Origin of the sequence: Limosilactobacillus gastricus DSM 16045 (assembly GCF_001434365.1) — a bacterium.
GTDB classification, from domain to species: Bacteria; Bacillota; Bacilli; order Lactobacillales; family Lactobacillaceae; genus Limosilactobacillus; species Limosilactobacillus gastricus.
In genome coordinates this window covers 1-13,484 of record NZ_AZFN01000009.1, presented here as the reverse complement: position 1 = coordinate 13,484, position 13,484 = coordinate 1, and the positions used below count along the sequence as shown (strand labels likewise).

At 39.7% G+C, this 13,484-nt stretch carries 14 protein-coding genes; 12 read left to right on the top strand and 2 right to left on the bottom strand.

The window, feature by feature from the left end; genetic code table 11:
• Positions 1–14: 14 nt before the first annotated feature.
• The gene (locus FC60_RS03845; protein ID WP_056937157.1) at positions 15–2,603 is read right to left on the bottom strand and encodes a YfhO family protein; all 2,589 of its coding nucleotides are present in this window, start codon (positions 2,601–2,603) and stop codon (positions 15–17) included.
• Positions 2,604–2,773: 170 nt separating this feature from the next.
• Between FC60_RS03845 and FC60_RS03840 the strand changes: the two genes are divergently transcribed.
• The 7 genes from FC60_RS03840 to FC60_RS03815 all read left to right on the top strand — a co-directional run bounded on the left by FC60_RS03840 (position 2,774) and on the right by FC60_RS03815 (position 8,049).
• The gene (locus FC60_RS03840) at positions 2,774–4,846 is read left to right on the top strand and encodes a peptidoglycan D,D-transpeptidase FtsI family protein (protein WP_056937221.1); all 2,073 of its coding nucleotides are present in this window, start codon (positions 2,774–2,776) and stop codon (positions 4,844–4,846) included.
• A gap of 143 nt (positions 4,847–4,989) precedes the next feature.
• Entirely contained in the window at positions 4,990–5,139 is a 150-nt protein-coding gene (rpmG, locus tag FC60_RS09280; protein WP_081478357.1) for a 50S ribosomal protein L33, read from the top strand.
• A 71-nt stretch (positions 5,140–5,210) separates the two neighbouring features.
• Positions 5,211–5,762: a 5-formyltetrahydrofolate cyclo-ligase gene (locus FC60_RS03835; RefSeq protein ID WP_056937156.1), complete on the top strand. Its 552-nt coding sequence runs from the start codon at positions 5,211–5,213 to the stop codon at positions 5,760–5,762.
• Positions 5,755–6,420, top strand: a complete 666-nt coding sequence (locus FC60_RS03830; protein ID WP_056937155.1) for a rhomboid family intramembrane serine protease — start codon at positions 5,755–5,757, stop codon at positions 6,418–6,420. Before FC60_RS03835 ends, FC60_RS03830 begins: the two co-directional genes overlap by 8 nt.
• Positions 6,413–6,643 carry a YqgQ family protein gene (locus tag FC60_RS03825; RefSeq protein ID WP_040467839.1) on the top strand — a complete coding sequence of 77 codons (231 nt, stop codon included), beginning with the start codon at positions 6,413–6,415 and terminating at the stop codon, positions 6,641–6,643. Before FC60_RS03830 ends, FC60_RS03825 begins: the two co-directional genes overlap by 8 nt.
• Before the next feature lie 15 nt (positions 6,644–6,658).
• Complete coding sequence (locus FC60_RS03820; protein WP_056937154.1) at positions 6,659–7,627, top strand: ROK family glucokinase; 969 nt, start codon at positions 6,659–6,661, stop codon at positions 7,625–7,627.
• Between the two features lie 20 nt (positions 7,628–7,647).
• Entirely contained in the window at positions 7,648–8,049 is a 402-nt protein-coding gene (locus FC60_RS03815) for a rhodanese-like domain-containing protein (RefSeq protein ID WP_007121724.1), read from the top strand.
• Between the two features lie 57 nt (positions 8,050–8,106).
• Here the strand turns inward: FC60_RS03815 and FC60_RS09275 are convergent, their stop codons facing one another.
• Positions 8,107–8,283: a DUF3042 family protein gene (locus FC60_RS09275; protein ID WP_082601345.1), complete on the bottom strand. Its 177-nt coding sequence runs from the start codon at positions 8,281–8,283 to the stop codon at positions 8,107–8,109.
• A gap of 89 nt (positions 8,284–8,372) precedes the next feature.
• Between FC60_RS09275 and miaA the strand changes: the two genes are divergently transcribed.
• The 5 genes from miaA (at position 8,373) to FC60_RS03790 (ending at position 13,282) form a co-directional block, all read left to right on the top strand.
• Positions 8,373–9,296: a tRNA (adenosine(37)-N6)-dimethylallyltransferase MiaA gene (miaA, locus tag FC60_RS03810; RefSeq protein WP_056937153.1), complete on the top strand. Its 924-nt coding sequence runs from the start codon at positions 8,373–8,375 to the stop codon at positions 9,294–9,296.
• A gap of 198 nt (positions 9,297–9,494) precedes the next feature.
• Positions 9,495–10,835, top strand: a complete 1,341-nt coding sequence (gene glnA / locus FC60_RS03805; protein WP_007121722.1) for a type I glutamate--ammonia ligase — start codon at positions 9,495–9,497, stop codon at positions 10,833–10,835.
• A gap of 144 nt (positions 10,836–10,979) precedes the next feature.
• Positions 10,980–11,849 carry a hypothetical protein gene (locus FC60_RS03800; protein WP_056937152.1) on the top strand — a complete coding sequence of 290 codons (870 nt, stop codon included), beginning with the start codon at positions 10,980–10,982 and terminating at the stop codon, positions 11,847–11,849.
• The gene (locus tag FC60_RS03795) at positions 11,842–12,762 is read left to right on the top strand and encodes a hypothetical protein (RefSeq protein WP_082601344.1); all 921 of its coding nucleotides are present in this window, start codon (positions 11,842–11,844) and stop codon (positions 12,760–12,762) included. Before FC60_RS03800 ends, FC60_RS03795 begins: the two co-directional genes overlap by 8 nt.
• Before the next feature lies 1 nt (position 12,763).
• Positions 12,764–13,282, top strand: coding sequence for a hypothetical protein (locus FC60_RS03790; protein WP_056937151.1), 519 nt, complete (start codon positions 12,764–12,766; stop codon positions 13,280–13,282).
• Positions 13,283–13,484 lie beyond the last annotated feature (202 nt).

Below are 13,484 nucleotides of genomic sequence, written 5' to 3'. Positions count from 1 at the left end.
TTTTTGATAACATTTTAAGCTTTTCGTTTAGTCATAATTATCGCCCCAGTCAAACTAATGATAGTCATGACCAGGCCAGTAAATAAGAATGGCGGAATAAAGAAGAGGGTAACTCGATGAGTTCTACCTGGACTTAATTTTAGGGCCCAGAAGGTATTAATCACTTTGGTTAATTTAGCGGGGTGACCGTCCACGATTGCGTGCCATCCTTGAGCTGCAGGAATGGTTGTCATCATTACTTTTTGATTCCGGGCTAGTTTAATCGTTCCAGTCAAGTAATTGCTACCCGACTTGATAATCTTAAATGGCGATTGACTTAATTTCTGATAGTCCGATTGAAAACCAGTCTGGTTAAGTTGGTAGAGACTGACGTTTTGTAACCATAAAGAGGCTTTTTTAAGGGTGAAAGAAATTTTAATGGATTGGCCCTTTTGATGATTGGCAACATTCATGATAATGGTATTGCGGAAGCTTGAAACATTGGTGACGGGACGTCCGTTGACTTCAATCGTGGCATTAGCTACGGCAGATTCGCCTAGGGTTAGATAATAGGGATCGTTTGTTTGTGGGGTAAAAGTCAATTCGACCTTACCGACTAGGAGGGGATCATTTTTAACGATCATTGCTCCCGTAATTTGTGTTGTTTCATTTGTGTTAGTATAAGTGACATTACTAAAGTTTTGAACTTTAAAGAGGGACTGATTAGTTGACTTACCAGCTAATGCTTGATAAATCATGGATTGATACTGAGTTGGATCAGTTGATGATGATTTAAGATTTAAGATCTTTTGACTGGCCCCAAAGGCAATTGGCAGGGCAGTTGAATTTTGCTTAATGGTGATCTTGCCATTTTTGGCAATCGTTTTCCCAGTCCAATCAGGTCGAATGGTGTTAACTCCTAGCGCTGAATCATTGGTTGCGGAGGTGGACAGATTGTACTTAAATCCTAAAAGTGAATCTGTAATTTTGGTTCCGTTCGCATATGAGATCACGTCGTCCCCGGCTGGTTGCCCAATTAAGGTCATAAATTTAGAGACACTTGGTTCTAAAGTGGAGCCAAAGTGGTCACCACTGTAAAAGCCTGCTTGAAAGGGGTCATCTTTAGTCCGGGAAAAACTCTTAGCGATCCGATAAAAGCTCTGATCAGCTTGTTTGATTTTTTTGATTGATTGCTGAAGTTGGGTCGTGTAGTTACCGTAGTCACTCTGGCTGACATATGAAATCTGGTTCAGGGATAAGATGGCGCTAACACTAACATCCACGCAAGCTAATAAGATTAAGAAACCATGGTAAAAATAGTCATGCCGGCGGATTGATAATGCGATAAGAGCTAATAATTCGAAACTATAGCCGATCCAAATTTGGGTGGTGTTGATATAACTTAAAATCGAATTGACCTTAGTTAATAGGACAACCGTAATTAAGGAACTGATTGCTAAGATAAATAGTAATTGAGGCCATTTAAGTTGAAAATCGGGTGTTAAGGTTCGAGCGGCCAGCCAGATTACCCAAAAAGAAAATAGGAAAGAAAATCGTGAAGGATACCAAACCGGGAATTGACCTAAATGCCAAAAGAGATCTAGTGGTTGCACAACAAAAGAGGCCACTAAAAATATAGAAATCAGAGCCGCAATGATGCGTGACCATTTTCGATCGCGACGATTAAAGAAATACAAAAGGAAGCCAGTCATCATCAACATGCCCACGTATATGTTAGCTTGACCGCTAGGCATCTGAGAGAAATTAAAGGAACCAGGCACTAACTTACCTAAGAGTTTTAACGGATTGTATTCTAACTTCCAAGTGTAGTCAGTATTATTATAAGTTCCTTTACTTTGGGTCAGGGCATAAATGGTTGGTAATAAGATAACCGCACTGAGTAATCCGGACCAACATGAATAAATTACGTACCGGAGAAAGCGCCGGATCTTTTGTTTCCAAGGGTGACGGCTTAAACTTAAATGCCACCAGGTAAATAAAATCGTGAAGACGCAAACCATCCAGGCCATGTAATAGTTGACAAACATGGTGATGGTTAACCAACTTAAATAAAACCAGGGACGTCCATCGTCCAGCAACTGTATTAGTCCCACAATTACTAAGGGGAGTAACCAGAGGACATCTAACCAGATCATATTTAATTGATTAGCAATCATCCATCCCATTAAGGCATAAGGGGTACTAAACATTAAAAGTCGGCAACCGGACTGTAGGTTTGTACGATCCAATAAATAAGCCATGGATAAACCAGCTAAGCCATATTTAATTAATAGTAAAAATAAAATTCCACTACTCAGGGAGGCACCGGGGAAAAATAAGAGCAATAAATTTAAGGGACTCATTAAATAATAAGCATTAGTACCCCACATTTCACCGCCGAGTCCTTTAGAAAATGAATATAAAAGGCTCGCCGGATGGTGCAAGATGGATGAGCGGAGATAAGCGTAAAAATCAACGTATTGTTGACCCAAATCAACCGTTAGGATACTACTTTTCCCAAATGGTGCCATGCCACGAATGGCAAAATAGCATTCCATAATCAAAACGGGAACTAGGAAACTGAGTGCTAGAATATTGCGACGCTGATTTAATTTCGTTAACATAGATTCATTCTTCTCCCTCAATCTAATCAAATTTCATTATAACTGGTCAGACTTTGCATTTAGATTAAATTTATGTGATTTAAAGTGAAATTTTATTTTCAACCATTGTAAAATAGAGTATTATCAAATGGTTAGGGGAAACTTTTAAAAGGAGCGTCAGTTAATTGAGTTTGCTACATAAAAATTCGAATCAATCAACTCGATCGCGAGAACGGCGCCGTCAACGGCGCAGAGTTAAGTCGCCAACTTTGCCAATCCGATTACACGTTTTATTATGGATTTCCGGAATTTTAATGGTAATGTTAGGGGCCCGTTTATTTTATATGCAAATTTTGCAGGGGTCTTATTATAAATCAGCGGTCCGCAATTCAAATACCTATACTAGGACGACGAATGTTCAGCGGGGCTTAATCTTTGATTCTACAGGTTCCGCCCTTGTGACTAATCAAGCTCATAAAGCCGTTACTTATACCAAGAGTTCGGGGACCAGTAGTTCTGATGTTTATAAATTAGCTAATCGTTTGAGTAAATATTTAACGGTTGATACTGATAATTTATCAACGGCTGATCAGGAAGCTTACTACCTTGCTAATACTAAAAACTACCAAGCTGTTTTAAAGAAAATTAAGACTTCGGATGCTGATAGTTCAACAGAACAATACGAAAAGGCCTTACGTTATCTTGAAAAACACCCTTCGGTATATAAGTTGACCGCATCGCAGAAAAATAGCGCACAATTATATACCACGATGAATAGTTCTTATACTATGTCGACCACCTACCTGAAAAAATCAGGGGTTACATCAAAGGAAATTGCTGAGATTGGTGAACATTTAAGTCAACTGCCGGGGATTAAATTATCGACGGCATGGACGCGAAAGTATGCCGATGATGATATTACTTCACTGACGGGATCGGTTTCGACGAACGGCTTACCGAGCGACCAATTAAAGACCCTATTAGCCCAAGGATATTCACGCAATGATAGCGTGGGAACGAGCCTATTAGAGAAACAGTATCAGTCCGCATTGGCGGGGATTAAAGGCACAACTAAGATCACTACCAATGGTAATAAGGTCACTAAAGAAAAGACGACCTATGCTGGTCAGCGAGGATCAAGTTTAGTCCTTACGATTAACTATAACTTCCAAAAGAAGGTCCAACAGATTCTGTCAGATAATTATTCTTCAGCTGGGAATACGTATTCAACCGGAGTTTACGCAGTTGTAATGAACCCTAATACAGGGGCTGTTTACGCCATGGCTGGTATTGATCGGGATCCATCAACCGGAAAAGAAACTGTAGACGAAACGGGAGCGATTACTCAGGCGATGACGATGGGATCGGTTGTTAAGGGGGCTACTTTAATCGCCGGTTTCCTAGAAGGGGTGATTACGCCGTCGAATAATACATTAACTGATATGCCGATTAAATTAGCGGGAACGAGTGCCAAGACTTCTTGGTTCAATAAGACCGGGAGTGCTAATCAGTCATTAACGGCGGCCCAAGCTCTGCAAGTATCATCTAACTCTTATATGATGCAGATCGCCATGAAAATTGGTGGCTTTACCTACCGAAGTGGCGCTCACTTAGCCTTAAAATCTAATATTTTCTCTAAACTTCGTTATTACTACAACATGGTTGGTTTAGGAACGAAGACGGGAATTGATTTGCCAGGTGAAGTCTCAGGATATGAAGGGTCATCAACGAGTTCCGATCAAGGGAAAGCGCTTGATCTTTCCTATGGTAACTACGATGAATATACTGTAATGCAATTGGCTCAGTACATGTCGACGATCGCTAATGGTGGTAAGAAGATGAAACCGTACCTGGTTAAACAGATTCGGCAAACTACTTCGACCGGATCCTTGGGCAAAGTTGAGTACACAGCTCACCCGACGGTTCAATCGACGCTTCCAGTTACGAAGAGTGAGTTAAATATCATCAAACGTGGATTGTACTTGGTTACTCATGGGACCGATTCCAATACCACGGCCAAATCGTTAGGTTCGGAAACACCATCAATTTCTGGAAAGACGGGGACGGCCGAAACCTATTATAATGGGAATTCAACAACGACCTTAAGTTTTGCTGGATATGCACCAAGTGATAATCCACAGGTAGTGGTAGCGTTAGGGATTAATGGAGCCACGGATGATGATAGCGGGGCCAATATTACCATGGCCAAGGAAATATTCTCAGCTTACTGGTCAATAGTCAAAAATAATAGTTCTAGTAATTAGAAACCTGTCAAGGGAATATCCTTAACATATTCCAAGAAAAAGACTAGTCAAAAGCTGACTTTAATGGTATAGTTATACGAGTTAGGTTACGGATTGTACGAAAACGTATAACCAATTATAAAATAGCAACGGAGGTTAAAATAATGCGTGTTAACATTACTTTAGAATGCACTTCATGCCACGAACGGACTTACTTAACGAGTAAGAACCGGCGTAACAACCCAGACCGTCTTGAATTAAACAAGTACTGCCCACGGGAACGTCAAGTGACATTACACCGTGAAACTAAGTAGTTTTATACTTGGTGAGATAGAGGATAGCGTTTAGCTGATCCTCTTTTTTTGACCAATAATGGAGGCCTTTAATGGATAAACTATCGGTACGTTCACGTCACCTGGAGTTGATGACAATTAGTGCAGCGAATCGCCAAAATGAAGAAGCAGCCTTAGTTGATAAATTAACGGCAACATCAGCTTGGCAGACTGCCCAAGTGATTGCGACTACGATGAGCCAGAGTATGGAATTGCAAACGAAGCCAATTTGTCAAGCTGCTTGGCAAGCCAAGAAAATCGTCGTCGTCCCGAAAACTTTTTCCCATCGTCAGATGAAATTTTATCAATACGATCAGGAAACACGCTTTGAACAAACTAAATTTGGGGTGATGGAACCAGTTAATGGTCGCTTGTATCCTGCAGACCAGATTGATTTAATGATCGTGCCCGGAGTGTCATTTACTCAGCAGGGAAAGCGACTTGGCTTTGGCGGGGGCTTTTATGATCGTTATTTAGCTAATTTTCATGGTCGAACGATCGCTTTAGCAATGCAATGCCAGTTAGCCCAAGAGGATGAATGGGAACGTGATGCCTTTGACATCGATGTCCAGATGGTATTAACTAGCGGAGGAAGTTATGATTGAAGCTTTTAAACGAACCCCAGTAACGATTACCATTATCGTTATTCAGGTACTCGTATTTATTGCCATGGAAGTGAATGGCGGTTCAACCAATACGGTAACTTTACTAAATTTTGGTGCCGAATATGCTCCGCTGTTGGTGGCCGGACAATGGTGGCGATTAATCACATCCGCTTTTGTACATATTGGTATTATGCACCTTTTATTAAATAGTATTGTCCTATACTATATGGGGAATTACATTGAGCAATTATTTGGACACTGGAAATTGATCCTAATCTATTTAATCAGTGTCATCAGCGGTAATTTACTAAGTGCTGCTTTAAGTCCGACAAGTATTGCTGCAGGGTCAAGCACTGGAATTTTTGGTTTGTTTGGTGCTTTTATTTTTTTAGGTGCTGAGCATCGTCAACAACCTTTTTTGCGGATTTTGACCCGACAATATATCATTTTAATGATCATTAATTTAGTGTTTGATTTGATGAGTCCGTCGATCGATATATGGGGCCATTTAGGAGGCTTGTTAGCCGGTTTCTTAGCGGGTGCCTTGTTTGATCCCGAACAATTTGGTAAAATTCGTGTAGTGAAGCGCTTACTAAGTGCGGTGATTTTGATCTTAATTTTGGCCAGCTTAATGCGGATGGTATTGTTAAATGGATAATCAACCTCGACTCAGAACCCTATACGATGTTCAACAATTATTAAAACGATTTAACGTTTTTGTATATGTTGGTAAACGATTGTGGGATATTGAATTAATGGCATTGGAAGTTGATAACCTTTTTCGTGCCGGCGTTATTGATCGAGATCTTTACATGCAAGCTAAATTAGTTTTGCGAAAAGAACATCGAGAAGAAGAGCAAGCCAATCGATCAAATAAATAGAAAGTGAGAAGAAAGATGAGTGATAAGAAGTTAATTGGTGTTGATTTAGGTGGAACGACAATTAAATTTGCCATTCTAACTGATGATGGAAAGATTCAACAGAAGTGGTCAATTCGGACCAATGTTTTGGATGAAGGATCCCACATCGTGCCTGATATCATTGAATCAATCAACCATCACATTGATTTATACAAAATGGATAAATCTCAATTTGTTGGGATTGGGATGGGTACTCCCGGAACGGTTAACCGTCAATTAGGGACGGTTATTGGAGCTTATAATTTAAATTGGAAGACATCCCAACCAGTTAAAGAACAAATTGAAGCGGGAACTGGTCTGAAGTTTGCCATTGATAATGATGCCAACTGTGCTGGTCTTGGTGAAGCCTGGAAAGGCGCCGGTAATGACGGCGATGACGTCGTATTCATTACCCTCGGAACCGGTGTTGGTGGTGGAATCGTGGCCAATGGTGAATTAGTTCATGGGATTAATGGAGCCGCTGGGGAAGTTGGTCATATGTGTGTCGAACCAAATAATGGTTACCAATGTACTTGTGGTAACTATGGTTGTTTAGAACAGTATGCTTCAGCTACGGGAATTGTACACCTAGCCCAAGACGCAACCGAGGAATATGTTGGTAATAGTCCCCTTAAGGAAATGGTCGATAACGGTGAAGAAGTTACTTCTAAGGATGTTTTTGAGATCGCCCAAACCGGTGACTATTTAGCAAATCAAGTAGTTGATAAAGTATGTTTCTATTTGGGATTAGCTTGTGCAAACATTAGTAATACTTTAAATCCTGAATCTTTGGTGATTGGTGGTGGTGTTTCGGCTGCTGGAGCCTACCTACTTGATCGGGTTAAGAATAATTTTGAAAAGTATGCTTTCCCAACGGTTCGGACGTCAACCGTTTTGAAGTTAGCTCAATTAGGTAATGATGCTGGGGTTATTGGGGCCGCTTCATTAGCCAAGCAATTTGATTAATTGTTGGAGGGGCATTAAGCATGAATTCATTTTTATTAGTTTTTGATTTAGTGGTAACGGTTTTACTAGTTTTTTGGCTAGTAACATATGTGATCGGTCGTTATCGGCGGAGTCACTACGCCACAGTCCTTTCGCAGGATGAATTTCAAAAGGGCTCCCATAAGGCGCAAGTGATTGATCTCCGACAAAAAGCCGATTTTGACCGGGGCCACATCTTAGGGGCACGGAATTTACCATACGCATTTATGAAGCAACAATATGGAGAATTGCGGTCGGATTTACCCATTTATATGTATGACCAAGGAATGTCAATGAGCACTAACGCAGCGGCCTTTTTAGGACGACGCGGTTATAAAAAGTTGTATATTCTTGATGGTGGTTACGCTAAGTGGGATGGTAAAACTAAAAAAGCCAAATATTAAATAAAAGGCCTCCTGATCCGTTGTCGGAACCAGGAGGCCTTGTTTTAAACAAGAGGTTTATAGTTGGTGAGCTGACCGATTTTTCCGGTTAGCTTGCCGCCGATTTTGATCAAATCGTTCTTCTTCTTGTTCAATGGGTTCAATAACTGATTTGTGGAAAGCAAAGATGCCACTGGCCAAAGCACCAATAGTAGCTAAACTTCCTAAAAAGAATCCTTTAGTAAACTGTTTCATTTTGAAAACCTCCTCAAACTAATTATCCTTATTATGCAAGATAAAATGTTAAATTACCAGCCTAACGGATATAATGAAAGGATTTTGTGATGGTAAAAGTAGTCGCAATCGTCGGCCCAACAGCCGTGGGGAAAACGGCTCTATCAATTCAACTAGCCCAAAGATTAAATGGTGAAATCATTTCAGGTGATTCCATGCAAGTGTATCGCCACCTTAATATCGGCACCGCTAAGGTTACTCCTACCGAAATGGCAGGGATACCGCACTACCTAATTGATATTAAGGATGTGACAGAACGATTTTCGGTCGCTGAATTTAAAGATTTAGCTCAGACAAAAATTAACGAAATAAGTCAACGGCAACACCTACCGATAATTGTCGGAGGCACTGGTTTTTACTTAAAAGCCCTTATGGAAAATCTCACTTTAGGTGATGATCATTTTGATGACCAATCAATGATCATTCGACAACGGTGGCAAGCTCGTTTACAAAGTGAAGGTTCAGAAGCAATCTGGCAAGCATTAAAGAGGGTGGATCCTCAAGCGGCTCAGCAAATCCCAGTGCAAAATAGCCGTCGGGTAATTCGGGCACTGGAGGTAGTTGAAAGGACCGGTAACTTATTTTCTGCCCAAAAGCCAAAACAAGCAAAAGATGAATTTTTAGTAATTGGTCTAACGACTGAACGCTCAATTTTATATGAACGAATTAATCATCGAGTCGATTTAATGATGGAAGCAGGTTTGCTCGATGAAGTGAAATGGCTGCAAGAGCAAGGTGGAAGTGAACTGCCCGCTGCTAAAGGGATTGGCTATCGTGAATTCTTTTCATATCTAGCTGGTGATGATGATTTAGCGTCTGCCGTTGAACGGGTTAAATTAGACTCACGTCACTATGCCAAACGTCAATTGACCTGGTTTAGAAATCAAGTAGCAACCAATTGGTATGATCTCGTTAGCGGGGAAAATTCTACTAACGAAATTGAAGAAAGTATAGTGGCGTGGTTAAAAAAATAAAGTATCTTTTCGAGATAACTTTAAGTGTTTCGAACTCTGATCATCTAATTGATTTTCCCTAGCAAGATTGTTATAGTTATATGCAATTGAAAGACGACTGTTAGACGTTGTCAGTTGAGGATTTAGCCTAAAAATCCGAACATTGACCTTTTAGCCGCCGTTAAATTTATAACCGCAAATGCGAAAGGATTTAAGTTTATGGCAAAACACGTATACACAAATGATGAAGTTCGTGAACTAATCAAAAAAGAGGACGTTCGGTTCTTACGTTTGATGTTCACTGATTTGTTTGGCACGATGAAGAGCGTGGATCTTCCAATTAGTCAATTAGATAAGTTATTGGCTAATAAGGTGATGTTTGATGGCTCGTCAATCGATGGGTTTGTTCGGATTGAAGAAAGTGATATGTACCTATACCCAGACATGGGTACTTGGTTAATTTCGCCATGGGGCGCTGAACATGGGAAGGTAGCACAAGTAATTTGTTCCGTCCATTTAACTAATGGGGAACCATTTATGGGTGACCCACGGAACAATTTGAAGCGGGTCTTATCTGAAATGAAGGACGCTGGGTTTACTGCCTTTAACATTGGACCAGAACCAGAATTCTTCTTGTTCGAAACGGATGAAAATGGAGAACCAACCTTAAAGGTTAACGACGAAGAGAACTACTTTGATTTAGAAGCAGCCGATAAGGGTGAAGATTGTCGCCGTGACATTGTGTTAGCTCTGGAAAAGCTGGGCTTTGATGTGGAAGCTGCGCACCATGAAGTGGCACCTGGTCAACACGAAGTTGATTTTAAGTATTCGGACGCCCTTGAAGCAGCTGATAACATCCAAATCTTCAAATTGGTTGTGAAGACAATTGCGAAGAAATATGGTTTCCATGCAACCTTTATGCCAAAGCCACTTTCTGGGATCAACGGTTCAGGGATGCACATGAATATGTCAGTCTTTGATCAAGATGGAAATACCTTCTACGATGAAAACGGAAAGTTACAATTATCTGAGACGGCATATAAGTTCTTAGCCGGGGTTATGAAACACGCTCGGGCTGTGACTGCAATTTGTGATCCAACGGTAAACTCTTACAAGCGTTTGGTGCCAGGTTATGAAGCACCGGTTTATGTTGCTTGGTCAGCTCATAATCGGAGCCCAATGGTTCGAGTCCCAAGTGATCGGGGCATGGGAACGCGGTTGGAATTACGGTCAGTTGATCCATCAGCTAACCCATATTTAGCCATTGCTGCTATTCTAGCTGCTGGTTTAGATGGTCTGAAGAATGATCTAAAGCCGGCTGACAGTGTGGATGAAAACATTTATACCATGACCGAAGAAGAACGAGTTAGTCGAGAAATTTTAACCCTTCCGGATACTCTTCACAACGCATTGAAGAGTCTGGCGACGGATGAAGTGGTTAAAGCAGCTTTAGGTGATCACTTGTTCTACAACTTTATGGAAGCGAAGACGATGGAATATGATGCTTATCGGCAATCAGTATCTCGTTGGGAACAAGATCGCTACATGTCTACATACTAAAAATTAAAGTCGGTCTTAGTGATCGACTTTTTATTTATTCTTTAAAGAAGAATTGAAAATCAATAGACTTTTTGTTCATCTGACTGTTATTTATGATAATGATTGTCTAAAATAAAGGTACTAACGTTAAAAGGAGTATGAACGATGGCAAGTCCACAAACACAAAGCGCCACGGGGGATTTCATTCAATCTCAACTTGGTATTAAGGTTAATTATCTTAATGACCTTAGTTCAGCAATTGATCAACATCAAGATCGTAAGGTCTATCAATTATTAAATCAAAGTAGATTTGATCACGAAGTATTAGGAAAAGAGTTAACGCCCAATCATCCTAGTACGGTTGATTTAGTTGATAATTTGCATGATGAATTAAGTAATTTCTTAAGCACCAACTTAATTGATTATTTAGGTAAGGCTTATCCGTTTTTCTATTACCAAGAATATACCAAGGGACACTTTCGAATTTTCTTTGGTAACTGGTGGGATCGCCGTGAATTCGGTGAGTTAGATGTCGTAAATGTTAAATTTGATTTTAACGAAGAAGAATACACTAAGCTGGCTAAAGCGGTTGAGTTAGCTAGAGAAAATAAACGTTACAACAGTGAAAAAATTAATGAATTATCGGAAGAAAATGAGCATTTGCAAGCTCTCTTAGATTCAGAAGAAGAACGGGAGAGTAAGCGTGCTCAATTGGAAGATGATTTACGGGAGGCTAGTTCCCGTTCAGGAATTTTTGAATCTAAGGAAAGTCGCGAAAGCCGTGAAGCAATTGTTCAACAAATTAGTCAATTAGATGAGGAACAACAAGCTACTCATAATGCCTTAGACAACATCAAACGTAACGAAAAAATAATTTTGGATTTATCCAAAGAAAATACGATTTTAAGTTACGAACAAAAGAGTATTAATGACGTTTTCGGGTCCTTTAACGATTTTGAAAAGGCTAACGACCAATTGTATGTAGCATATTTGAATCATCTGGCAAAGACGAAAGTAGGTGAAAACCATGAGTAATCAGACACCGAAAAGCTCGCTAGCCTTAATGAAACAATTAAGTCATTCGATCAAACAAGGATTAGAAACTGGCGAACGCTATGTCGAATTGTTAAACGTTTTGGCCAATGATCAAGATCCAGCGGTATTATTGGATGCAACTAAGGATTTAACCAAACTTAATTTAACCAGTAATTATGTGAAGTTACCAGAACATTATAATTTTGCGGATTACTATTTGATCTTTATTGATCGTCTATTAGGTCTCTTAAAAGCGCAAAATACTCGTTTGCAAGGGGATCATAATGATCTGAGAATGCAAATTGCAGAGTTGGGTGAAGATGTTGCCTTTAAGTTTGAGCGGCGGATTGAAACCAATGAAGTATGTTTTGCTGATCAAGAATATCATTTAGCTCTGTTCTCATTAGATTTAGAACATCGGGTATTGGGATTTAATAGTCAAGCCTTGGTGGATTTCTTTGTCGTTAATCATAGCTATCAAACGGCTAACGATTTGCAAAATGCCGTGGCACCACTAATCAATTTGGCTAAGTTTGTACAAAATGAACTTAATTTTACGATTGATTTGGGAATCCTTGATACCGACAATCAATTTGGCTATTATCTAAATCGGCCTGATCTACATACGACCGTCATCGATAAATTATTTGTGGCAACGGCGGATACAGGTTATTTCTTAATGAACTTACCGAAAAGTAATGGGGCCGAATTGGAATTAGAGGATCAAGTTAAATTACAAATTAAATTTGATCCACAGCTGGAAGAACCGCAATGGTACTTTATGGTCCAAGATCAAGCCAGCCGAGTTTCTTTCTTCGACTTATTGTTAAACTCCGATTTGATTCAAAAATGGTATTTGGATAATCGTGACGATTTAGCGGTTCGACCATCCAATCTAGGTGGTTTAAAGTAAAATGTTAGACATTACTAAATTATTACAGTCGTCAATTAGTATTGATCGTCAAATGACGGAGCAAAAAGATATTTTGCTAGGTCCGGAGGCACGGCAGATTAATGCGATGACAACCTTAGATGTTGAGTTAGCTAAACTCTATCAATTAAGTCATTGGAATGAAGTATGGCACGATCAAGAGGCCGAAAATTTGACTGAACTAACCCGTCAGTTTGTCAAAGTGATTTTCTGGCTATTATTATTTAGTGCGCAAAAACAATGGACCCACTTAGTTGTGATGACTCCAGCCGATTATGAACATATCAAACAACTCCCGTCACAAAGTAAAGTTGCCGACCAAGATAAGCTTTACCTTGCTATTAAAAATTTCCTTTATGGCGCATATTTTGAACACCGTCAAGCTGATTTTAAGCATGCTTGGCATTTACTTTTAAAATTGGGGTTAGTTGATCTAAAATTAGATGATCAGAAGATAATGATAAGCTTTGTCGAGTGGCAAGCAGCTTTGTTAAAAAGGTAATCGAAAAAAATGTTCCTAGGTAATTCTTTGAGTTCCTAGGAACTATTTTTCTTTGGGACGACAAAAAGCGAAAAAATATTTAAAAATTGGCCAAAACAATAAATTTTAGCGTAAGTATATTTGTCAGGTAATTTAAAGTTGAATAATAAAAAAGTCAGCTGATAACAGGCCAATGAAGTGAACCCTTAAAGTTGGACACTTT

Bases quoted from the DNA above. Each gene is read 5' to 3' on its own strand.
- FC60_RS03845 (WP_056937157.1), bottom strand. From the start codon at position 2,603: ATGTTAACGAAATTAAATCAGCGTCGCAATATTCTAGCACTCAGTTTC.
- rpmG (WP_081478357.1), top strand. From the start codon at position 4,990: ATGCGTGTTAACATTACTTTAGAATGCACTTCATGCCACGAACGGACT.
- FC60_RS03835 (WP_056937156.1), top strand. From the start codon at position 5,211: ATGGATAAACTATCGGTACGTTCACGTCACCTGGAGTTGATGACAATT.
- FC60_RS03830 (WP_056937155.1), top strand. From the start codon at position 5,755: ATGATTGAAGCTTTTAAACGAACCCCAGTAACGATTACCATTATCGTT.
- FC60_RS03825 (WP_040467839.1), top strand. From the start codon at position 6,413: ATGGATAATCAACCTCGACTCAGAACCCTATACGATGTTCAACAATTA.
- FC60_RS03820 (WP_056937154.1), top strand. From the start codon at position 6,659: ATGAGTGATAAGAAGTTAATTGGTGTTGATTTAGGTGGAACGACAATT.
- FC60_RS03815 (WP_007121724.1), top strand. From the start codon at position 7,648: ATGAATTCATTTTTATTAGTTTTTGATTTAGTGGTAACGGTTTTACTA.
- FC60_RS09275 (WP_082601345.1), bottom strand. From the start codon at position 8,283: ATGAAACAGTTTACTAAAGGATTCTTTTTAGGAAGTTTAGCTACTATT.
- miaA (WP_056937153.1), top strand. From the start codon at position 8,373: ATGGTAAAAGTAGTCGCAATCGTCGGCCCAACAGCCGTGGGGAAAACG.
- glnA (WP_007121722.1), top strand. From the start codon at position 9,495: ATGGCAAAACACGTATACACAAATGATGAAGTTCGTGAACTAATCAAA.
- FC60_RS03800 (WP_056937152.1), top strand. From the start codon at position 10,980: ATGGCAAGTCCACAAACACAAAGCGCCACGGGGGATTTCATTCAATCT.
- FC60_RS03795 (WP_082601344.1), top strand. From the start codon at position 11,842: ATGAGTAATCAGACACCGAAAAGCTCGCTAGCCTTAATGAAACAATTA.
- FC60_RS03790 (WP_056937151.1), top strand. From the start codon at position 12,764: ATGTTAGACATTACTAAATTATTACAGTCGTCAATTAGTATTGATCGT.